Below are 20,684 nucleotides of genomic sequence, written 5' to 3' on the forward strand. Positions count from 1 at the left end.
TACCGCACAGCCCTAGTCAGGCAGGACCACCGCGACGATGCCCGCCAGGTGTGCCAGGCGGGCCACCTCGGCCGCGCGGAACATCGGGCCGCCGGGGCGTCCGACGACGAGCACGCGGTCCGGCTTGCCGAGCGGCGTGGCGGCGAGTTCGGTGCCCAGCTCGCGCCAGGTCTCCGGCACCCACTCCTCCTCGCCGTCGAGCACGGTCGCGCGCTCCAGCGGGAACCACGGCACGTCGGCCATGCGGGTCTCCGGGGCGGCCGACGACGCGGTCAGGCGGTTGATGCCGGTGCCGTTCGGGCCCACCACGATGGCCCACCCCGCGCGGATGATCTTCGGGACGCCCTCGGTGAAGATCTCCAGGCCCTTCTTGGGCTCCTCGGCGATCTCCTCCACCAGTTCCAGCTCGCGATGCGTGTCGAGGATGCCCGCGTAGGGGCGCACCGCGTCGACCTCGACGCCCTCGATCGACTCGGCCGCGGTGATCAGCGTGTCCGGCAGGCGGCCGGAGGGGAGCTCCACCACGAGGTCGTCGATGGCGAGGCCGGAACCGCGTTCCACGACGTCGACGCTGAGTATGTCGGCCCCGATCTCGCCCAATGCCGTTGCGACCGCGCCGAGGGTGCCGGGACGGTCCGGGAGCTGGACCCGGATCAGGAACGACAAGGTGAACGCCTCCATAGCTCGTGCGCGAGACCCCGCGTCTCGCGCCGTTGCCGGTCGGTGATTCTCGCAGACGCATCGTCAACGCATGACCTGCTGTCCGCGTTGCGAACCGGTTAAGTTGACGTGCCGCTCAACCACAGAGGCGGTAACCCGTTCGAAGGCGCGCCTGACCAGCCCATAGACTCACGGGGTTCCCGATTCGAATCCCGACCCTACGGGGGTTGACAGGAGTGCCCAGCATCTCCCGCGACGAGGTCGCGCACCTGGCGAAGCTCGCCAGGCTGGCTGTGTCCGAGGACGAGCTCGACTTGTTCGCCGGCCAGCTCGACGTGATCCTCCAGTCGGTGGCTTCCGTTGGCGACATCGCCACGGCCGACATCCCGCCGACGTCGCACGCCGTTCCGCTGACCAACGTCTTCCGCGAGGACGTGGTCCGTCCGAGCCTCGGTCAGCAGCAGGCGCTCTCCGGCGCTCCTGAGGCCGAGGACGGCCGGTTCCGCGTGCCCCGCATCCTGGGTGAGGAAGCATGACCAACGAGCTGATCCACGCCACCGCGGCCGACCTGGCCGCGAAGATCCACAGCGGTGAGGTCTCCTCGGTCGAGGTCACGCAGGCCCACCTGGACCGCATCGCCGAGACCGACGGGAAGGTCCACGCCTTCCTGCACGTCGACACCGAGGGCGCGCTCGCGCAGGCCCGTCGCGTCGACGAGGCCGTCAAGGCAGGCGAGCAGGTCTCCCCGCTCGCCGGTGTGCCGTTGGCGCTCAAGGACGTCATGACGACCGAGGGCGTGCCCACGACGGTCGGTTCCAAGATCCTCGAAGGCTGGCTGCCGCCGTACGACGCGACGGTCACGCGCAAGCTCAAGGACGCCGGCGTCGTCATCCTCGGCAAGACGAACATGGACGAGTTCGCCATGGGTTCGTCCACCGAGAACTCGGCGTACGGTCCCACGCACAACCCGTGGGACCTCGACCGCATCCCCGGTGGCTCCGGCGGTGGCTCGTCCGCCGCTCTGGCCGCCCTGCAGGCCCCGCTCGCGATCGGCACCGACACCGGTGGCTCGATCCGCCAGCCCGGCGCGGTCACCGGCACCGTCGGCGTGAAGCCGACCTACGGCGGTGTGTCGCGTTACGGCCTCGTTGCGTTCTCGTCGTCGTTGGACCAGGCCGGTCCGTGTGCGCGCACGGTGCTCGACGCCGCGCTGCTGCACGAGGTCATCGCGGGCTACGACCAGATGGACTCCACGTCCATCAACGCGCCCGTGCCGCCGGTCGTCGCCGCTGCCCGCGAGGGTCTGAGCGGCGACCTGTCCGGCCTGCGCATCGGTGTCGTCACGCAGTTCAGCGGTGAGGGCTACCAGCAGGGTGTGGCGCGCAGCTTCGAGGCCGCCGTGTCGCAGCTCAAGGAGCTCGGCGCGGAGATCGCCGACGTGTCGTGCCCGAGCTTCGACTACGCGCTGCCCGCGTACTACCTCATCGCGCCGAGCGAGTGCTCGTCGAACCTCGCCCGGTTCGACGCCATGCGCTACGGCCTGCGCGTCGGCGACGACGGCACGCGCAGCACCGAGGAGGTCATGTCGCTGACCCGCGAGGCCGGTTTCGGCCCGGAGGTCAAGCGCCGCATCATGATCGGCACGTACGCGCTGTCGTCCGGTTACTACGACGCGTACTACGGCTCGGCCCAGAAGGTCCGCACGCTCATCACGCAGGACTTCGCGAAGGCGTTCGAGAAGTTCGACGTGCTCATCTCCCCGACCACGCCGACCACGGCGTTCAAGATCGGCGAGCGCGCGAACGACCCGATGGCCATGTACAAGGCCGACCTCTGCACCATTCCCGCGAACCTCGCGGGCACCCCGGCCATGAGTGTGCCGAGCGGTCTGTCCGATGAGGACGGCATGCCGGTCGGTCTGCAGATCATGGCCCCGGCCCTGCAGGACCACCGCATGTACCGGGTGGCCGCCGCCTACGAGGCCGCGCGCGGCTCGTTCGGAGGTCCGTCGCTGTGAACATCAAGAAGGCACGCGGAATCCTCGGTCTCGCCGGTGCCGTCGCGGGCGCCGCGGGAGCGTTCTCCGGCTTCCGCAACGCCCGTGCGAAGAACGACAAGCTGGCACTGGCGAACGCGATCGCCAGCATCGCGGTGGCGCTCACCGGCGCGGCGCTGGCCGTTCGTGCTCTGCGGAAGGACGACTTGGCATGACCTCCCTGGTTGAGTTGATGGACTACGACGAGGTCATCGAGAAGTACGACCCCGTCCTGGGCCTGGAAGTGCACGTCGAGCTGCACACCAACACGAAGATGTTCTGCGGCTGCGCCAACGAGTTCGGCGGCGAGCCGAACACGCACACCTGCCCGACGTGCCTCGGCCTGCCGGGCGCGCTGCCGGTGGTGAACGCCAAGGCGATCGAGTCCGCGATCCGCATCGGCCTCGCGCTGAACTGCGAGATCGCCGAGTGGTGCCGGTTCGCGCGGAAGAACTACTTCTACCCGGACATGCCGAAGAACTTCCAGACGTCGCAGTACGACGAGCCGATCGCGTTCAACGGCTGGCTCGACGTGACGCTGGACGACGGCGAGGTCATCCGCGTCGAGATCGAGCGCGCGCACATGGAGGAGGACACCGGCAAGTCGCTGCACGTCGGCGGTGCCACCGGTCGAATCCACGGCGCCGAGCACTCGTTGCTCGACTACAACCGCGCCGGCGTGCCGCTGATCGAGATCGTCACGAAGATGATCCCGGGCACGAAGGAGCGTGCGCCTGAAGTCGCGCGTGCGTACGTCACGGCGTTGCGCGACCTCTTGAAGGCGCTCGACGTGTCCGACGTCCGCATGGACCAGGGCTCGCTGCGTTGCGACGCCAACGTCTCGCTGTCGCCGAAGACCACCGGCGCCCTCGGCACCCGCACCGAGACGAAGAACGTCAACTCGCTGCGCAGCGTCGAACGCGCCGTCCGCTTCGAGATGACGCGCCAGGCCGCCGTGCTCTCCTCGGGCGGACTCGTGACCCAGGAGACGCGTCACTTCGACGAGTCCTCGGGCTCCACCTCCCCGGGCCGCAAGAAGGAAACGGCGGAGGACTACCGCTACTTCCCGGAGCCCGACCTGGTCCCGATCGCGCCGTCGCGCGAGTGGGTCGAGGAACTGCGCGGCACCCTGCCCGAGCTCCCCTGGGAACGCCGCGCGCGCATCCAGAAGGACTGGAACCTCACCGACGAGGTCCTCCGCGACCTCGTCAACGCCGGTGCCTTGGACCTCATCGAGGCAACGGTTGTGGCCGGCGCCAAGCCGGACGAGGCCCGCTCGTGGTGGGTCTCGTACCTCGCGCAGCAGGCCAACACCCGCGGCGTCGAGCTCACCGGCCTGTCCATCACGCCGGCCGAGGTCGCGCGGGTCATCGAGCTGGTGAACTCCGGCGCCCTGACCAACAAGCTCGCCCGCGAGGCCGTCAACGGCATCCTCGAAGGCGAAGGCTCGCCGGACGAGGTCGTGGAGAAGCGCGGCCTCAAGGTCGTCTCGGACGACTCGGCGCTGGAGAAGGCCGTGGACGAGGCCCTCGCCGCGCAGCCGGACGTCGCGCAGAAGATCCGCGACGGCAAGGTGCAGGCGGCCGGCGCCATCGTCGGTGCGGTCATGAAGGCCACCAAGGGCCAGGCGGACGCGGCCCGCGTGCGCGAGATCGTGCTCGCTCGCTGTTCCTAAAGGTCGCAGAACGCCGAAAGGGGCGTACCGGGGAAAGTCCCGGTACGCCCCTTTCGGCGTCTCTGGAACCTTCAAGCCAGGTTCGGCACCCGTGGGAATGGCAGCCGGGTGAGGGTTCGTGCACGCGGGCCGCGTCCAGATACACATTCGCCATAAAAATCACAAAGGGTCACCTGTTAGTGCAGGTGAGCGCTGGTGATCTTAGACTGTACGAGTGGACGTTAGCTAAATGAGACGTCTGTGTGTAGCCGTGTGTGCGAGTCTCTCCCTGCAACTCATCTGGGGGGATGAGAAGTAATAGTCCAAACGAGGGGGGAAACCTCATGAGTGGCCAGCACGAAGGTTTGTTGTCAAACATCGTCGACAAGTTCAAGGACATGTTGGACGGAGACGACGACCGCAAGGAGAAGACTCCGCAGCCGGAAGACCCGCCGCTGGAGACCCAGTGCTGTGGGATGCCGCCCGGTCAGCCGTTGGTCGGCTCGTTCGAGCACAAGGCCGACTGCCCGAAGCACCCGGACAACCTGGCCAAGGAAGAAGTGGTCGGCTAGTCACGCTCTGCGGTGTCCGTCGATCAGGCCTGCGCCTGGTTGGCGGACAGCGCCGTTTGGTCGCATGTGGTGTGATGATCACATGCCCGCTCGTGCCCTGAACAGAGCGCGCGAGTTGTACATGAGCGGTTTCCGCGAGCAGGAGAACTACCGGGCTCCAGCCGCGATCCGGCTCTTCAACCGTGCTCTGGAGCACGCTGATCGCGCACCCGACAGTCCGGAACGGACAGAGCTGCGGGTGCGCATCCTTTACAACCTCGGGCGCAGCCTCGGCGAGACGAGCGGGCTGAACGTCGCGGTCGCCACCTTCGACGCGGCCCGCCGTGAGGCCGATCTGCTCGCGGACGCGAAACTGCGCGCACTGCTCCACGGCTGCATCGACCACAGCCAGGGCGGCATCGTGATGCGGCTCGGACAACCCGAGCAGGCCATTCCGTGGTTCGGGCCGATGATCTCGTTCGTCGAGCACGAGATGAACTCCGCGCCGGAGCAGGTCGGTTCGGATCTCGTGTGGCGCCTCGCGTCGTCGTTGATCGCGAGGGCCTTCGCGAACGCGGCGGTCCGCAAGCGGGAGCCCGCGATCGCGGACCTTGAACGCGCCCGTTCGCTCGCTCGCGAGTACGACCTGGCCGACCTCTACCCGTACGCGATCTACGCGCTCGGCAACGCGTACAAGCAGAGCGGTGACGTCGCGGAAGCGTTGCGGCACTACGAAGAGGCCGAGCACATCTTCCGCAAGCAGGAGTCGCTCTCCCTGCTCTCCGGAGTGCAGCTCGACCAGGCCGAGGCATTGCTCATGATCGGCTTGTTCGACGAGGCCGGTGTGCAGCTCGACGAGGCGATGCCCGTGATGCGGCGCGAGAAGCTCAAGCAGGGGCTCGCTGAAGTCGAGATGTTCAGGGCCTCAGCCGCGTTGCTGGAGGAGCAGTTCGATCTCGCCCGCCGGATGGCGAAGCGGTCCCAGCGCAAGCTGGAGAAGCGCGGCAGCACCTGGTGGATGATGGCCGCTCTGATCGAGCTCTGGGCTCACGCCATGCAGACGAAGCGCGTCACACCCGCGTTGGTGCTCAAGGCACTGAAGTTGTTCGACGACCTCGCCGCGAACCACCTCGTGGATGAGGCTCGCTTGGCGAAGCTGCTCGCGGCACGGCTTGAAGTCCGCCGCGGCAGGCTGGCGGAAGCCGAGGAGCTGTTGCGCCAGCTGCCCAGTCCGCGGGCTGTGACGCCGATCGACCACCGCATGCAGCGCAGGCTGGTGCTCGCGGAGTTGGCGCTCGCCAAGGGGAATCGCGCAGCCGCCCTGCTGCACGCCCGCAAGGGGCTGGAAGAGCTGGGTCACGTTCGTGATCGACTCGGTGGCCTGGAACTGGTGTCCGCCACCGCTGTGCACAGCCGGGAGCTGGGAGAGCTGGCGATCCGGCTCGTCCAGCAGAGCAACGATGCTCGGCAGCTGTTCGTGTGGTTGGAGCGCACGCGGGCCCAGACGTACCGCTACGAGCCGCTGGAACACGTCGAGAACCCGGAGTTGGCCGACCGAATCGTGGAGGTCCGCGGGCTCGGGCGTGAGTTGATGCGTGCAGGCCTGGACGGCAGGCCGACCGGGGAGTTGCGGACCAAGCTGGCCAAGGCTCAGAGGGAAGCCAACCGGCTCGGCTGGAACGCGCAGCGATGGGGGCGGCCGCGGCCGGTGGCCGGGCTCAGCGAGGTGATCGCGGAGTTGGGCGAGCGGGCGATGCTCAGCTTCGTGGTTTCGGACGGAGGGATGGCAGCCGTCGTCGTGGCGGGCGGTCGGGTTCGGATGGTTCGGCTCGGCGCCGCCAAGGAAGCGCTGGAGAACGCCCGGAAGCTCAACATCGACCTCAACGCGTTGGCGCCTGATCATCTGCCGCAGCCGTTGGTGCAGGTCATCGGGGCTTCGGCGCGCAAGCAGGCGGACGCGTTGGACGCCATGCTGATCAAGCCGTTGATCCACCTCATCGGTGAGCGCGAGTTGGTCGTGGTGCCCACGGGCACGTTGTACGCGGTGCCTTGGGGCGTGATCCCGAGCTTGCACGGGCGGCCCGTGGTGACGGCGCCCAGTGCCACGGCCTGGTTGGCGGCGGCCCAGTCGGACAAGCCGAAGACCGACAAGGTGTTGCTGGTGCGCGGGCCCAGTCTGCAGTTCGCGGACGGGGAGCTGGATCGGCTGGCGGCTCATCATCGGCGGGCGACGGTGTTGTCCGGGGAGAGCGCGACCGCGGCTGAGGTGTTGGCGCATCTGGACGGCGCGGATCTTGTGCACGTTGCGGCTCATGGGGAGCACGAGAACGAGAACGCGTTGTTCTCGCGCCTCGAGTTGGACGACGGGCCGTTGTTCGCGCACGAGTTGGGACGGTTGAAGACGCCGCCCGCTCACGTCGTGCTGGCAGCCTGTTCGCTGGCCCTGAACCGGATTCGGCCCGGCGACGAGGCGCTCGGGTTCGCCGGCGCCATGCTGGCCGGGGGGACGCGGACCGTGGTGGCGGCGGCCAGCAAGGTCGGGGACGAGGCCAGTGCGGCGGCGATGGCCGACTACCACCGGGCGTTGGTGGCCGGGGCCGCGCCGGCCGTGGCGTTGGCCGAGGCGATGGCCAAGGACCCGTTCCGGCGGCCGTTCCTCTGTCTCGGGTCTGGCTAGAGGAGCGACCCGCATTTCACGTCGAGGACCGGCGATTTGTTCGGGACGAGTGCTGTTGGTCATTTCTTTGAAAACCTTTGTTTGCGCTGTGGGCACGCTAACCGAGGGAACAGTTAAACACCGCTGAGTTCGAAAGTCGCATTGGTCCGTTCGGCTTATTGCTCAAGTCTTCGGCGTTGCAATAATGAAGTTCCGAATTGCGACTATCTGGGGGTAGATCCGATGATTCGTGCGCTTTTGGTGACCGCTGCGGCCGCTGTCGCGATCCTGGGTATCGCCGTGGGGCCTGCCGGTGCCCAGGTCAGCGACACCGCAGTGGTTGTCGAGTGCTGTGGCCAGACTCCGATGTAGTGGGGTCACATCCGCAAGTTCGAACTACGGTTACCTGGGGGTAGATCTGATGTTTCGTGCGTTTTTGGTGACGGCGGCGGCTGCTGTTGCGATGTTGGGCATTGCGGTGGGTCCTGCCGGTGCGCAGGAGAGTGACACCGCTGTGGTTGTTCAGTGCTGCGGCCAGACTCCGAAGTAGTGGGTCGCGTCTGCAATTCTGTGAATTCCGAGCTATGACTGCCTGGGGGTAGATCTGATGTTTCGTGCATTTTTGGTGACGGCGGCGGCTGCCGTTGCGATGCTGGGCATCGCCGTGGGTCCTGCCGGTGCGCAGGAGAGCGACGCCGCTGTGGTTGTTCAGTGCTGCGGCCAGAACCCGAAGTAGTCCGCCCGCTGGAGCTAGGCCGAACGAGTGGTTCAGGGCGTTCGGTGAAATGAACGCCCTGGTCAGCGGTGGGAAGCACGCAGAGTGTGCGCGTGCTTGGTGAACTTTTCTCGCCCGGAGTCGAGAGTCTGTGTCACTCTCGGAGACACAGGTCTTGACCGAGGGGATGCAACGGCCCGCCTATCGGCTCTAGTCGATGCGCGGGCCGTTGTGCGAGAAAAGTCCGTATGCGCAGAACTCTGCTCGCCGTGATCCTGGCGGCCGCCGCGGTGGTGGCGGCGCCCGCCACCGGGTCGGCGCAACCGTCCAGTCCAGACCGAGAGCCTGGCAACGGGCCCGAGCGCAACGAAGTCGCCACGTTGGACAGCGCTTTCCTGCGCACCCAGGCACTGGCGCAGGGGGAGAACAAGGCCGACCGACACCAGGGTTATCCACGTCGGACGACGCTCCGGACCTATCCCGAGAACGCCGCCGACAAGTCGATCAAGCTCGGCCTCCAGCCGTACCACGCACTAGCCCCGAAGCTGAACGCGTTGCAGCAGAAGAGCAACAGGGTGTCCGTCGAGGTCGTCGGGCAGTCGACGCTCGGGCGCGACCTGTACCTCGTCACGCTCACGGCGCCGGAGAGTGCGGCCGAGACGAGGATCCAGGAGCGGTTCCGGGCCAACATCGAGGAGGGGCGGACCGTTCCGCATCCCCTCTACAAGGCGCCGATCTGGATCAACAACAACATCCACGGTGACGAGTGGGAGGGCACGGACGGCGCGTTGCGCGTCATCGAGCACCTCGCCACGAGCAACGACAAAGAGACGAAGAACCTGTTGCAGCGCAGCAGGATCTACTTCAACCTCACGGCCAACCCGGACGGCCGGGTCGCCGGCACGCGCGCCAACAACGCCGGGTTCGACCTCAACCGCGACTTCGTCACGAGTTCGCAGCCCGAGAACCGGGCCATGCAGGACATCGTCGAACGCACGCAGCCGTTGATGATGTTGGACCAGCACGGGTACGTGGCGAACACGCTCATCGAGCCCACCACGCCCCCGCACGGCCAGAACTACGACTTCGACCTGTACATCAAGCACGGCTACGAAAACGGCCTGCAGATGGAGAAGGCCGTGCAGGCGCTCGGCCACCCCGAGGCCGCGAAGCCGGAGATCCCGTTCCGCGACTACCCCGTCGGCGAGTGGGACGGCTGGGCGCCCATCTACACCGCGCAGTACTCGATGTACCACGGGGCCGTGTCGTACACGATCGAGATCCCGATGCGCGTCAACCGGGTCGACTACGACAACCTTCCGGCCGCGGAACTGCAGCGTCGGTCGAAGATCAACACGGACGTCGTCGAGGCCACCATCAAGACCACGCTCGACTACGTGGACGACAACCGGAAGAGCCTCATCGCGAACCAGACGGAGATGTTCCGCCGGGGCGCCAACGGCGAGAAGCAGCGGTACATCCCGGACGGCTTCGTGCCCGGCTTCGGGCCGGAGGACCGGTTCACCACGGAGTTCCCGCGCGCCTACGTGATCACGAACGACCGGTCGGCCGCGGCCACCGCGCGCCTCGTCGACCAGCTCGTCCGGCACGACGTGCGGGTCGAACGGGCCGAGAAGGCGTTCACCCTCAACGGCAAGAAGTACGCGGCCGGCTCGTACGTCGTGGACCTGCACCAGCCCAAGCGCGGCCTCGCGAACGTCATGCTGGAGCAGGGCGCGGACATCTCCGACAAGGCGCCGGTCATGTACGACATCTCGGGCTGGAGCCACCGACTGCTCTGGGGTGCGTCGGTCGACGTGTACCAGAGCGGCCAGTTCCGGTTCGACGGCAAGCCCGTCGCGGCCGCCGCGCCGACCGGGGACGTCAGCGCCGCGCCGGGTGCCGACCTCGCCCTCGGCCTCACCGACCAGAAGGACGTCAGCGCGGTCAACGACCTGCTGGCGCGTGGCCTCGAACTCCGCCGCCAGGACGACGGCACCGTCGTCGTGCCCGGCAAGGAGAGGGCGGCCGCCAAGGAGGTCGCCGACCGCTACGGCGTGCGCTTCACGACCGCCAAGCCCGGCGGAGAACCCTTGCAGCGCAAGACGATCGCGGCCGCGGTCTCGGCTGACGAACTGCAGGTGCTGCGGGAGTCCGGGTTCGACGTCCGCACGATCTCCACGGCCGTGCTCAACGCGGGCTTCGACTGGAGCCGCATCGACGCGCTGTACGTGGGGTCGGGCCTGAGCTACACGGGCCTCAACGCCACCGCCAAGGCCGCGCTGGACGACTTCCTCAAGCGCGGCGGTGTCGTCACGCGTGGCGCCACGGGCAGCAGGTTCAACGCCGACGCCAAGCTCCTGCAGGCGACGTCGGTAGCAGGCTGGGAGGACGCCAACGGCGTGGTGAACGTCGTCAACGGCACCGGTCCGGTCGGCACCAACGCGCTGCCGCACTCGTTCGTCTACTCCCCGCAGTGGTTCACGAACCTCGGCACGGGCGTGACGGTCGAACAGCGCTATGGCAGCACGGTCATCGCAGCGGGCCACTGGCACGCACGGGACAACGGCACGGGCGGTCAGGACGCAGCAGCAGGACAAGCCGCAGTCGTGTCCGGTACGGCGACGAACGGCGCACGAGTGGTCCTCTTCGGCACGGAACCGATGTTCCGCAACCACCCGAAGGGCCTGTACGCGCAGGTAGCGCGCGCTCTGTTCTGGAGCAGCACCCGCTAGACAGAGCGAGGGGCGGGGAGGCCCCGACGCCTTCCCCGCCCCTCTTGCACATACCCCGTACATGGGTGCCCAGCGGCGCCCAGACCTAAACCTGCGGCTTAAACCTCTGCGGCCCCTGGCGGCAGAAAACCGTGCGCGGACAGGTCGAACCAGTTGCCCTCGGGATCGATCGCCCGGTACTCGGCGAACGGCCTGTCCCCGCCCCGCAACGCCGGCTTCGGCTCCAGCGTCTCCAGGTACGGCTCGACGGACTCGACCTGGAACCCGAAGTGGTTGAACCCGGTCGGCACGTCCCCGTCCAGCCGCTGCTGGATCAACGCCAGGTTGACGTACCCGTCCGTCACGAAGTGGCTGCCGTCGGGATCCGTGTGGAACAACGACATCCCGAACTTCGACGTGTAGAAGTCGGCCATCTCCTTCGCGTCCTGGACGACGAACGCGATGTGCCGCAACCGGGGCCTGCTCATGACTTTCCCTTCGGGATCATGTTGTGGAACGCGGCGATCTCCCACCCGTGCTCACGCCGAACGACGACGGCCTGCGCGTGCGTGGTGATGCCCGCCGGGGCGATCGAAGAAGTGACGTGCACGACCGAGATCTCCGAGGTCAACGGCCTGACCAGGCTGATCTCGGCACTCAGCTTGGTGTCGCGGTACGGCCCGGCGAAGAGCTCGGCGTGTCCCTTGGCGACGGCCTGACGGCCGAGCAACTCCTCACCGCGCACGTTCACGAAGTCGACGTCCTCGGCGTACACCGACGCGAACGCCAGCGCGTCGCCGTCGGCCCAGCCCTGCTCCATGCGCTGCCACAGCGCGTAGATCTCTTCGGTCATGAGTGGTTCGTCCTCAACGGCAGGCGCAGGCACTCGGCATCCCACGCGGCGAGCGAGTAGTAGAGGCCGCCATGGCGGCGTTCGAGGTAACAGACGACGTTCACGGGCCACCCGCTGTTGCGGAACATGTGCTCGTCCATCGGCGTCGGGCTGTCGCTCAACGGCCGGTTCCGCTCGCACTCCGGCCCGAGCCGGTGCCAGTCCGGGTGCAGGTGGATCGACCCGAGCACGTCCAGGTCCCGCGCGTCCGCCGCCCGCGTGATCGTCAGCAGGTCGGCGGGGTCGAGCCACCACGCCCGCACCGGGTTCTCGTACGCCGTCCCGAACCGCGGCACGATCGTTGACGAGAACTCCTCGCGTGCCGACGGGTCGGTCAGCCGGGCGTTGCGGCCGAACGCCACCTCGGTGACCACGGCCTCAGCGCCTTCCGACCGTCCGAGCAGCACCGCGAAACACGGTCTCGGTTCGTCCTCGGTGATGAACGAGTATTCGGCGGACGCAGCCTCCAGAAACGTTTTCACTGCGCGATCCGAAAACAGCACCGCATCGGTGCGCGTCGGGCGCTCGGCCAATTCCATCACGTGACCGAACGTATCGAGACCGCGCTGTCTCACGACAGATCGCGAAGGGTATTCCCCCTATTACATTGAGCGATAACATCAGGCGCATGCGTCTGGAAGTGCGGCACCTCGAACTGGTCGTGGCGATCGCCGACTGCGGCAGCCTGCGCAAGGCCGCCGCCCGGTTGCACCTCACCCAGCCGGCAGTGACGACGCAGCTCAAACGCATCGAGGACCACCTGGGCGGCGCTCTCTTCCTGCGCGCGGCGGACGGCGTCAAGCTCACCCCGACCGGTCAGGACTTCGTCCAGGAAGCGCGGTCGATGCTCACCCAGCTCGTCACGCTGGAACGCGTAACGCGCCGTAACACGCAATCCGCCAGCGCTCCCACCAGGCTCGCAGGAATCCCCGCTTATCACTTCGGACTACTCGTCGGCGCGTTAAAGGACAACGTCACGAGTCGCACCATCAAGGAGACCGGCACGCTCACCGCGTTGCTCACGACCGGCGAACTCGACATCGCGGTGATGCGTCAATTTCCCGGTACTCCGCTCACCCTTCCACCGAACGTCGGACACCGGTTGCTCACCCGCGAACCGCTGTTCGCCGGCGTCCCCGACCACCACCCGCACGCCCAGGCCGACGAGATCCCGCTCGAAGCCCTCGCCGAGGACAAGTGGGTCATGCCCGAGCCCGACGACAGCGGCATGAACGCCCACTTCGCCCGCGAGTGCGCGGCAGCCGGGTTCGAGCAGAAGATCGCGCACTTCAGCAGCGAGGCGCACGTCGCGCTCACGTTGATCAAGGAGTCCGGCGCGGTCTGCCCGCTCTACCCGGTCGGCGGCACCCCGCCCGGCGTCGCGCGGCTGCCGATCACCGGGAACCCGCTGGTCCGCGAGGTCGTGCTGGCCTGGCGCACGGACGCACCGGTCGCCGCGGAGATCGACGACCTGGGCGAACAGGTCGCCGCGGGCTACCTGCGGCTGGTCGAGGAGAGCGAGGTCTACGCACGCTGGTGGCACGCGGGAGGAGCCGAGTTCGCGCTCAGCCCCTAGCCGCTCAGCCGCTCAGTCCTTGGTCCCGCCGCCGTTGTTCGGGCGCACGATGATCACGACCCGGTCGTCCGACGACACGGGCTGGCCACCGGCCTTGTTCACCGTGCCGACGAGCGACGCCGACTCGTTCAGCATCTCCATCGGCCCGAGCAGGCCGAACCCGTCCTCCGCCATGGCGATCTCGGGCTTGCCCGTGAACGACCCGGCGGCGTTCATCGACAACGACTGGTACCCGGGCGACTTGGACGTGGTCACCGACAGCTGGTCGCTGTACGAGGCGCAGCCCATCACACCGGGACGCTCCGGCCACGCCCACGCGGCGTCGCCGAGCTTGCCCGGCACGACGCGGTAGACGACGTCGGCGGACGCGGCCCAGTCCGTCACCCAGATCTTCGAGGTGTCGGCCGAGACGCACAGACCGCCGGGCAGGCGCAGGCCGGTGGACACCACGGCGGTGCCGGCCGTCGGGTTGCCCTGCGCGGGCTGCCCGGAGCCGTCGATGCGCAGCACCTTGCCGGCGAGCGAGTTCGGGTCGGCGGCGAGCGCCGGGTTGCCGGCGTCCCCGGTCGCGACGAGCAGCGCGCCCTTGCGGTCGCTCGCCAGCACACCCCGGTTGCCCGACGGGCCCTTCGGGATGCCGGTGAGGATCGGCTTGGGCGTGTCACCGGGGGCGATGCGCAGCACCCGGTTGTCCGTCGCGGTCGTCACGTAGACGTAGGCGAGCTGGTCCTCGGCGAACGTCGCCGACAACGCGAGCCCGGTCAGCCCGCCGTCGGTCGACGCGTCGACCTCGAGCTGCGCGACCACGACGGGATCGACGTCCTTGGCCACCTTGAGCAGGCGCCCACCGCGTTCGGTCGCGTACGCGGCGACCCCGCCCTGGGCGTCCGCGCCGATCGGGGCGACGCCGGTGACGGTGTTGAGGCAGGTGGCCACGACGGCCGGGTGGTAGTCCTTGCAGCCCTGGGGCGGCGGCACGCTCTGCGGCGGAGGGTTGCGGCCGGGATCGCCGGGCGACGGCCGGTACTCGCCCGGCAGCTCCGGCTTCGGCCCCGCTTGCGGGGTCAGCTGTGGTTGCGCGCTCCACTGCGTCGGCGTCGGCTCATCGGGGAAGCTCGCGCAGCCGGCTGCCAGCAGGCAGACGGCGGTCAGCAACGCAACGGAACGAACCACGGGTCCAGGTTAGGTGCGAGACCGTCAACTTCTGGTCAACTCTGATGAGCGGAGAAAGCGAGCTTGTGTTCGGTTCCTTCAGCCCAGATCGCGTTCCTCGTCCGCCACTGGCGGTGGCGTGCGGGCCGCATCTACCCACAACTGCTCAGGCGGCTGTGGGTAAGGGCATGGTGACGAATACCCACGCGCGCCGTGCCCTGTCACGGATGTTCACGGCGGCGACGACGTCGGCGGGTCCAGCGAGACCGCATCGACGACAAGAGAAGGTGTCCCTGTTGGGGCGGTTCGCGCGGGACGTGTGCGAGCACCTGGGACACATTTGCGAGGTGTAGCGAGCGTCCACCAGCAGCACTGGTACACCGGCCCGACGGGCCTTGTAGGTGATGTGCTGTTCGAGTTGGTGGAACGGCCAGGACGACTGTGTGGCTCGCTGGTGCCGGTGGGGCCGTACCCGGTCGCGGATGCCGTGGAGTTCCTCCAAGGCGATGCCACGGCCGGTGCGTTCGGCAACAGCCACGATCTGTTTGGCGATGCGGTGATTGATGTGGGTGGTGTGACGGGCCTCTTCGCGTGCCCGCCTCTTCAAGCGACGGTTCGCTGATTTTGTCCGTGTGGACTGAAATTCGGCGCGCTTGCGGGCATGCCAGCGGCGGTACCGTTGCAGTCGGCGGCCCTGGTAGTTGGCCAGGTCCGAAGTGGTGGCCAGGTTGTTGATGCCGCGGTCTACGCCGATCCAGTCGGCAGGCTCGAAGACCTCTGGCTCTGGTACGTCGCAGGTTGCGACCAGGAACCACATGCCGTCGCGGAGCAGCAGATCAGACTCGCTCTGGCGGTGCGCACGCAACGTCGTCAACTGGTCAGGAGAGCAGGTGAACCGCAGGTCTTTCATCCTGCCTGCGGTTGTCCAGATGCTGACCGTCTGCGTGTCCAGCCGCCACGTCAGGCAGCGGTCGTCGAACGGCTGCGCCGCCTCTCGGCGGAACATGATCGGCTTGGACTCGGCCTTGACGCGTCGCCGGGACTTCTGGCCGCCCAGGTTGCCCGAGCGGATACACGCGCGGAGGGTTGCGTAGGCGTCGACGACCTTCTTGACCACCCGCCGTCGACGTGTGGTTCGACGCCTCGTTGCAGGCATGCAGGGTCGCTGCCAGCGCCGCCGCCTGGGAAGGCGTTGGCAACAGTTTTACCTGCACCACCAGCTTCACGTGGACGATCGTATCGAACACGTGTTCAGAGACTTCGCTGCGTCGGCTCCCTCGATCGCTAACAGGCGGACCTCGTCAACGAAACGCCTCCGACGTGGCGAAGTCGACCGAGCTCACCCGGTCGAGCAGCAGGTCGAGCTCGTCCGCCACCACCTCGGGCGCTTCGAGCGGCAGGTAGTGGCTGCACGGCAGCACCCGCAGCCGGGCCTGCGGCAACGCTCCCACGGGCCCGGACATGCTCTCCGTCGTCGCCAGCAGGTCGTCGCGCCCGGCCAGCAGTGTGACGGGGCACACGATCGGGGAGAGGTCCTGCCGGGGCGTCTCGCCGAGGGCCAGCGCCAGGGTGAAGTACCAGCGCCAGTCGTGCTGGAGGAACCGGCCCACGGCGTGCGTGACGGCCTTCGGGTCGCTCGACGGCTTGATCACCCCGCTGTGCCGCAACAGGAACGCCGTCGCGTCCGTCACCGGCACCCGGTGCAGCACCTGGTCCAGCACCGGACCGGCCTGCTGCAACAACTTCGTGCCCGTCAGCCCGACGAGCCGCCGCACGTTCTTGGGGACCAACGGCAGCATGGCGTCGAACGAGTCGCCCGGCGCACCGGCGACGAGCAGCAGGCCCGCCACGCGTTCCGGGTGACGCAACGCCAACTCGGCCGCAATCGTCACGCCCATCGACCACCCGGCGACGACGCACCGTTCGACGCCCGCGTCGTCCAGCACGGCGAGCGCGTCCTGGACGTGGTCGTCGAGCGAGATGTTGCGCTCGTCCACCGGCCGGTCCGAGCCCATCGTGCCGCGCATGTACCAGCTGACGAGGCCTGGGCGGTCGGTCAGCGACGGCCAGGACTCAGGCCCCGACCCGACGCCGGGGCAGAGCAGCACCGGTGTGCCTTCTCCCGGCGCGTGCCAGGTCCGGATCTTCGTGCCGTCCCACGCGATGATGTCGTGCTCCCGCATGGCAGACATTCTGACGTACGTTGACCACGTGACGCTCACCGTGCTCGTGCCAGATGAATTCGGGGTTCAAGCGCTGTCTCAGGTGGACGGTGTCCGGACGGTTCGTTACGTGCCGGGGGAGCCGTTGCCCGCCGACGGGCTGAACGCCGAGGTCCTGATCCCGAAGTTCCTCTCCGGCACCGACCCGCGCGAGGTGTTCGGGCAGTTGCCGAACCTCAAACTCGTGCAGCTGCTCAGTGCCGGCGCGGAGAACTTCATCGGCAAGGTGCCCGACGGTGTGATGCTCTCCACTGGCCGCGGTGCCCACGGGGGCAGCACGGCGGAGTGGGCCATCGGGGCCCTCCTGGTCATTTATCGAGACTTCCTCGTCTTCGAGCAGGCGCGCGCCGAACGCCGCTGGGACTACCACGGCACGGACACCTTGCAGGACAAGAAGGTGCTCATCGTCGGCGCCGGTGACCTGGGGGAGCAGCTGCGCAGGCGGCTCGAACCGTTCGACGCCACCGCCACGCTGGTCGGCCGCACTGCGCGGGAGGGTGTGCACGGTCAGGACGAATTGCCGGACCTGCTGCCCGAGTTCGACGTCGTGGTGATCTTCACGCCGATGACGGAGGAGACCCGGCACCTCGTCGACGCCAAGTTCCTGGCCGCGATGAAGGACGGCGCGATCCTGGTCAACGGCGCGCGCGGGCCGGTCGTCGACACCGACGTGTTGCTGGCGGAGCTGACCTCGGGACGACTGCGCGCGGCCCTCGACGTGACCGACCCCGAGCCGCTGCCCTCCGACCATCCACTGTGGACGGCGCCGGGGCTGTTCCTGACCCCGCACGTGGCCGGGTCGTGCACGGGCAGCGGGCACCGGGCGTACGCCATCGCCCGCGCGGAGATCACGCGGTTCGCGAACGGCGAGGAGCCGCGCAACCTGGTGCACGGGACCTACTGAGGTTTTCCCGGTCCGGAAAACGGTCGCTGGGCCAAAAGGGTGAAATTGGGCTGCCGTTCGGCTCTGGCGTGCCCGCGCGCGGCCCCCTAGCGTGCGGGCGTGGCTACTCACGACAAGGGCTCGGCCGGTTCGAGCGCGTTCTCCGACGACTCGTTCTACTCGGGGGGCGGGGGAGCGCACCACTTCGACGACGGCACCATCAGAGCCGGGTCGGACGTCACCTCGCCGTACGACTCGACCACGAAGTCGTTCGACACGACGGCCTACACGCCGCTCGACGTGTCCACTGTGGACAACCGGGATGACGACGACCTGTTCGCCGACGACCGCAAGAAGTTCGGCTGGACGGCCGGACCCGACCTCGGCCTGCTCGGGTTGCGCGCGGTGCTCGGCGGCATCTTCCTGCTGCACGGCCTGCAGAAGGTGTTCGGGCTCTTCGGCGGGCCGGGCATCAACGGCTTCGCGCAGTCGCTCGAGAAGATGGGCTACCGCGAGCCGACCGTGCTGGCGTGGGTCACCGGTGTCACGGAACTCGCGGGCGGCGGTCTGATCGTGCTCGGCCTCTTCACCCCACTCGCGGCGGCGGGTCTGCTCGCGGTGATGGCCAACGTCATCGCGCTCAAGTACAAGGGCGGCTTCTTCGGTCCCAACGGCGTCGAGCTCGAACTCGCGCTGGCGGGCATGGCGTTCACGGCGTTGTTCGCCGGGCCGGGCCGCGCGGCGCTCGACTACAACCGCAGCTGGTTCCGGCATCCGCTGGCGGCCGGGTTCATCGCGCTGGTGCTCGGCGCGGGTGGAGCGGCTGTCACCTTCTTCGTCTTCCGGTAGAACACCTCAATGCGGAAGAACGTGACGGGCGCGGCACTCCAGTTGTCCCTGCTGGTGATCGGGTTCCCGGTCGTCTACCTGGTGTCGTTGCCGTTCGGTCTGACCGCCAAGTCCCTGCTACCGCCGCTCGGCCTGCTCGCAGGCCTGATCGTCGCCGGCGTCATGGTCAAGATAACGGAGCAGCCCGTCAGCGGTCCGCTGACGGGCTGGCTCGTGTTCGGGATCTGCGTGGCGCTGGCTTTCGTGCTTTAGAGGTCCGGGTTGCGCACGGCACCGGTCGACGCGTCGGTCGCCATCCGCGCGTACGCCCGCAGCGCCGCCGTGACCGGACGGACCCGGTCCACCGGCTGCCACGGCCGTTCGGACGCCTCCATCTTGGCGCGGCGCTCGGCCAGCACGTCGGCGTCCACCAGCAGTTCGAGCCTGCGCTCGTGGACGTCGATCAGGATCCGGTCGCCGTTCTGCACCAGGCCGATCGTGCCGCCGCCCGCCGCCTCCGGCGAGATGTGGCCGATCGACAGGCCCGACGAACCGCCGGAGAACCGGCCGTCCGTGATCAGCGCGCACTTCTTGCCGAGGCCGGAGCCCTTGAGGAACGCCGTGGGGTGCAGCATCTCCTGCATGCCGGGGCCACCGGACGGGCCCTCGTAGCGCACGACCAGGACCTCGCCCGCCTGGATCTCCTTGTTCAGGATCGCCGAGACGGCCTGCTCCTGGGACTCGACGACGCGCGCCGGGCCCTCGAAGTGCCACAGCTCCTCGTCGATGCCCGCGGACTTGATGATCGCGCCGCGCTCGGCCAGGTTGCCGCGCAGCACGTTCAGGCCGCCGTCGCGCGTGTAGGCGTGCTCGTCGTCGCGGATGCAGCCGCCGGCCGCGTCGGTGTCCAAAGAGGACCAGCGGTTCGACGTCGAGAACGCCTCCGTCGTCCGCACGCCACCGGGCGCCGCGTGGAAGAGCTCGATGGCCTCGGCGGACGGATTTTCCGCGCGGATGTCCCACTTGCCGAGCCACTCGGCCAGCGTCGGCGTGTGCACCGACGTGACGTCGTCGTTCAGCAGTCCGGCGCGGTAGAGCTCGCCGAGCAGCGCGGGGATTCCGCCGGCCCGGTGCACGTCCTCCATGTGGTAGTCGCTGTTCGGCGACACCTTGGACAGGCACGGCACGCGGCGGGACAGGTCGTCGATGTCCTGCAGCGTGAAGTCGATCTCGCCTTCCTGCGCGGCGGCGAGGATGTGCAGCACGGTGTTCGTCGAGCCGCCCATGGCCATGTCGAGCGCCATCGCGTTCTCGAACGCCTTGCGGTTCGCGATCGACCGCGGCAGCGCCGACTCGTCGTCCTCGCCGTACCAGCGCCTGCACAGCTCCACGACCACGCGACCGGCCTCGGAGAACAGCTCGCGGCGCGCGGCGTGCGTGGCCAGCGTCGAGCCGTTGCCCGGCAGGGAGAGGCCCAGCGCCTCGGTCAGGCAGTTCATCGAGTTCGCGGTGAACATGCCGGAGCACGAACCGCAGGTCGGGCACGCGGAGCGCTCGACCTCGGAGAGCCCGTCCTCGCTCACGGCGGGGGAGGCGGAGGCGGAGATCGCGGTGATGAGGTCCGTCGGCGCGACGGCGACACCCTCGACGACGACGGCCTTGCCGGCCTCCATCGGGCCGCCGGACACGAACACGACGGGGATGTTGAGGCGCATGGCCGCGTTGAGCATGCCGGGCGTGATCTTGTCGCAGTTCGAGATGCAGACGATCGCGTCGGCCTGGTGCGCGTTGACCATGTACTCGACGGAGTCGGCGATGATCTCGCGGCTCGGCAGCGAGTAGAGCATCCCGCTGTGGCCCATGGCGATGCCGTCGTCGACGGCGATGGTGTGGAACTCGCGTGCGACACCGCCCGCCTCGCGCACCGCCTCGGCCACGATGTCCCCGAGGTCACGCAGGTGCACGTGACCCGGCACGAACTGCGTGTAGGAGTTGGCGATCGCGATGATCGGCTTGCCGAAGTCGCTGTCCGTCATGCCGGTCGCGCGCCAGAGGGCGCGGGCTCCGGCGGCGTTGCGACCGTGCGTGGTGGTGCGAGAGCGGAGCTGAGGCACTGCTCCTCCAGATTCAGTTCAAGAAAAGTGCG

Annotated in this window: 19 protein-coding genes; 11 read left to right on the forward strand and 8 right to left on the reverse strand. The window is 68.2% G+C overall.

Annotated features, from left to right (window positions below):
• Positions 1-12: 12 nt before the first annotated feature.
• Complete coding sequence (locus tag JNUCC0626_RS41295; protein WP_394622209.1) at positions 13-666, reverse strand: ACT domain-containing protein; 654 nt, start codon at positions 664-666, stop codon at positions 13-15.
• 230 nt (positions 667-896) lie between these two features.
• Here JNUCC0626_RS41295 and gatC point away from each other — a divergent pair, with 230 nt between their 5' ends.
• From gatC to JNUCC0626_RS41330, 7 genes are all read left to right on the forward strand, one after another.
• Positions 897-1,196, forward strand: a complete 300-nt coding sequence (gene gatC, locus JNUCC0626_RS41300) for an Asp-tRNA(Asn)/Glu-tRNA(Gln) amidotransferase subunit GatC (RefSeq protein ID WP_189154510.1) — start codon at positions 897-899, stop codon at positions 1,194-1,196.
• Positions 1,193-2,677 (forward strand): Asp-tRNA(Asn)/Glu-tRNA(Gln) amidotransferase subunit GatA, encoded by a 1,485-nt coding sequence (gatA, locus tag JNUCC0626_RS41305; protein ID WP_394616084.1) that lies wholly within the window; start codon positions 1,193-1,195, stop codon positions 2,675-2,677. Before gatC ends, gatA begins: the two co-directional genes overlap by 4 nt.
• Complete coding sequence (locus JNUCC0626_RS41310) at positions 2,674-2,871, forward strand: hypothetical protein (protein WP_245786613.1); 198 nt, start codon at positions 2,674-2,676, stop codon at positions 2,869-2,871. The genes gatA and JNUCC0626_RS41310 overlap by 4 nt, the downstream gene beginning before the upstream one ends.
• Positions 2,868-4,370 carry an Asp-tRNA(Asn)/Glu-tRNA(Gln) amidotransferase subunit GatB gene (gene gatB / locus JNUCC0626_RS41315; RefSeq protein WP_394616085.1) on the forward strand — a complete coding sequence of 501 codons (1,503 nt, stop codon included), beginning with the start codon at positions 2,868-2,870 and terminating at the stop codon, positions 4,368-4,370. The genes JNUCC0626_RS41310 and gatB overlap by 4 nt, the downstream gene beginning before the upstream one ends.
• Before the next feature lie 347 nt (positions 4,371-4,717).
• A complete protein-coding gene (locus JNUCC0626_RS41320; protein WP_394616086.1) occupies positions 4,718-4,921 on the forward strand; it encodes a hypothetical protein in 204 nt (67 codons plus the stop codon).
• A gap of 82 nt (positions 4,922-5,003) precedes the next feature.
• The gene (locus JNUCC0626_RS41325; protein ID WP_394616087.1) at positions 5,004-7,577 is read left to right on the forward strand and encodes a CHAT domain-containing protein; all 2,574 of its coding nucleotides are present in this window, start codon (positions 5,004-5,006) and stop codon (positions 7,575-7,577) included.
• A gap of 942 nt (positions 7,578-8,519) precedes the next feature.
• Positions 8,520-11,006 carry a M14 family zinc carboxypeptidase gene (locus JNUCC0626_RS41330; RefSeq protein ID WP_394616088.1) on the forward strand — a complete coding sequence of 829 codons (2,487 nt, stop codon included), beginning with the start codon at positions 8,520-8,522 and terminating at the stop codon, positions 11,004-11,006.
• A 98-nt stretch (positions 11,007-11,104) separates the two neighbouring features.
• Here JNUCC0626_RS41330 and JNUCC0626_RS41335 read toward each other — a convergent pair whose 3' ends face one another.
• Genes JNUCC0626_RS41335 through JNUCC0626_RS41345 form a run of 3 tightly spaced genes read right to left on the reverse strand, consistent with a single transcriptional unit; the run spans position 11,105 to position 12,359 of the window.
• Positions 11,105-11,473, reverse strand: a complete 369-nt coding sequence (locus tag JNUCC0626_RS41335) for a VOC family protein (protein WP_285645696.1) — start codon at positions 11,471-11,473, stop codon at positions 11,105-11,107.
• Positions 11,470-11,838: an SgcJ/EcaC family oxidoreductase gene (locus tag JNUCC0626_RS41340; RefSeq protein ID WP_394616089.1), complete on the reverse strand. Its 369-nt coding sequence runs from the start codon at positions 11,836-11,838 to the stop codon at positions 11,470-11,472. Before JNUCC0626_RS41340 ends, JNUCC0626_RS41335 begins: the two co-directional genes overlap by 4 nt.
• The gene (locus JNUCC0626_RS41345) at positions 11,835-12,359 is read right to left on the reverse strand and encodes a hypothetical protein (RefSeq protein WP_394616090.1); all 525 of its coding nucleotides are present in this window, start codon (positions 12,357-12,359) and stop codon (positions 11,835-11,837) included. The genes JNUCC0626_RS41340 and JNUCC0626_RS41345 overlap by 4 nt, the downstream gene beginning before the upstream one ends.
• A gap of 146 nt (positions 12,360-12,505) precedes the next feature.
• On the opposite strand from JNUCC0626_RS41345, the gene JNUCC0626_RS41350 reads away from it, so the two are divergent.
• The gene (locus tag JNUCC0626_RS41350; protein WP_394616091.1) at positions 12,506-13,453 is read left to right on the forward strand and encodes a LysR family transcriptional regulator; all 948 of its coding nucleotides are present in this window, start codon (positions 12,506-12,508) and stop codon (positions 13,451-13,453) included.
• Between the two features lie 12 nt (positions 13,454-13,465).
• Here the strand turns inward: JNUCC0626_RS41350 and JNUCC0626_RS41355 are convergent, their stop codons facing one another.
• The 3 genes from JNUCC0626_RS41355 to JNUCC0626_RS41365 all read right to left on the reverse strand — a co-directional run bounded on the left by JNUCC0626_RS41355 (position 13,466) and on the right by JNUCC0626_RS41365 (position 16,788).
• Positions 13,466-14,626, reverse strand: coding sequence for a PQQ-dependent sugar dehydrogenase (locus JNUCC0626_RS41355; RefSeq protein ID WP_394616092.1), 1,161 nt, complete (start codon positions 14,624-14,626; stop codon positions 13,466-13,468).
• 145 nt (positions 14,627-14,771) lie between these two features.
• Positions 14,772-15,722, reverse strand: coding sequence for an RNA-guided endonuclease InsQ/TnpB family protein (locus tag JNUCC0626_RS41360; RefSeq protein ID WP_394616093.1), 951 nt, complete (start codon positions 15,720-15,722; stop codon positions 14,772-14,774).
• 184 nt (positions 15,723-15,906) lie between these two features.
• Positions 15,907-16,788 (reverse strand): alpha/beta fold hydrolase, encoded by an 882-nt coding sequence (locus JNUCC0626_RS41365; RefSeq protein WP_394616094.1) that lies wholly within the window; start codon positions 16,786-16,788, stop codon positions 15,907-15,909.
• On the opposite strand from JNUCC0626_RS41365, the gene JNUCC0626_RS41370 reads away from it, so the two are divergent.
• The 3 genes from JNUCC0626_RS41370 to JNUCC0626_RS41380 all read left to right on the forward strand — a co-directional run bounded on the left by JNUCC0626_RS41370 (position 16,787) and on the right by JNUCC0626_RS41380 (position 18,811).
• Complete coding sequence (locus tag JNUCC0626_RS41370) at positions 16,787-17,731, forward strand: 2-hydroxyacid dehydrogenase (RefSeq protein ID WP_394616095.1); 945 nt, start codon at positions 16,787-16,789, stop codon at positions 17,729-17,731. The two genes, JNUCC0626_RS41365 and JNUCC0626_RS41370, sit on opposite strands and share 2 nt — an antisense overlap.
• A gap of 99 nt (positions 17,732-17,830) precedes the next feature.
• Positions 17,831-18,559: a DoxX family protein gene (locus JNUCC0626_RS41375; RefSeq protein ID WP_394616096.1), complete on the forward strand. Its 729-nt coding sequence runs from the start codon at positions 17,831-17,833 to the stop codon at positions 18,557-18,559.
• 9 nt (positions 18,560-18,568) lie between these two features.
• The gene (locus tag JNUCC0626_RS41380) at positions 18,569-18,811 is read left to right on the forward strand and encodes a hypothetical protein (RefSeq protein WP_394616097.1); all 243 of its coding nucleotides are present in this window, start codon (positions 18,569-18,571) and stop codon (positions 18,809-18,811) included.
• Here JNUCC0626_RS41380 and ilvD read toward each other — a convergent pair.
• The gene (gene ilvD / locus JNUCC0626_RS41385) at positions 18,808-20,652 is read right to left on the reverse strand and encodes a dihydroxy-acid dehydratase (protein WP_394616098.1); all 1,845 of its coding nucleotides are present in this window, start codon (positions 20,650-20,652) and stop codon (positions 18,808-18,810) included. The two genes, JNUCC0626_RS41380 and ilvD, sit on opposite strands and share 4 nt — an antisense overlap.
• Positions 20,653-20,684: the final 32 nt, after the last annotated feature.

It is taken from the genome of Lentzea sp. JNUCC 0626, assembly GCF_043632865.1.
Lineage (GTDB): Bacteria > Actinomycetota > Actinomycetes > Mycobacteriales > Pseudonocardiaceae > Lentzea.

Coding starts and splice junctions, on each gene's coding strand:
- gatA (WP_394616084.1), top strand. CDS start 1,193: ATGACCAACGAGCTGATCCACGCCACCGCGGCCGACCTGGCCGCGAAG.
- gatB (WP_394616085.1), top strand. CDS start 2,868: ATGACCTCCCTGGTTGAGTTGATGGACTACGACGAGGTCATCGAGAAG.
- JNUCC0626_RS41325 (WP_394616087.1), top strand. CDS start 5,004: ATGCCCGCTCGTGCCCTGAACAGAGCGCGCGAGTTGTACATGAGCGGT.
- JNUCC0626_RS41330 (WP_394616088.1), top strand. CDS start 8,520: ATGCGCAGAACTCTGCTCGCCGTGATCCTGGCGGCCGCCGCGGTGGTG.
- JNUCC0626_RS41335 (WP_285645696.1), bottom strand. CDS start 11,473: ATGAGCAGGCCCCGGTTGCGGCACATCGCGTTCGTCGTCCAGGACGCG.
- JNUCC0626_RS41340 (WP_394616089.1), bottom strand. CDS start 11,838: ATGACCGAAGAGATCTACGCGCTGTGGCAGCGCATGGAGCAGGGCTGG.
- JNUCC0626_RS41350 (WP_394616091.1), top strand. CDS start 12,506: ATGCGTCTGGAAGTGCGGCACCTCGAACTGGTCGTGGCGATCGCCGAC.
- JNUCC0626_RS41370 (WP_394616095.1), top strand. CDS start 16,787: ATGGCAGACATTCTGACGTACGTTGACCACGTGACGCTCACCGTGCTC.
- JNUCC0626_RS41365 (WP_394616094.1), bottom strand. CDS start 16,788: ATGCGGGAGCACGACATCATCGCGTGGGACGGCACGAAGATCCGGACC.
- JNUCC0626_RS41380 (WP_394616097.1), top strand. CDS start 18,569: ATGCGGAAGAACGTGACGGGCGCGGCACTCCAGTTGTCCCTGCTGGTG.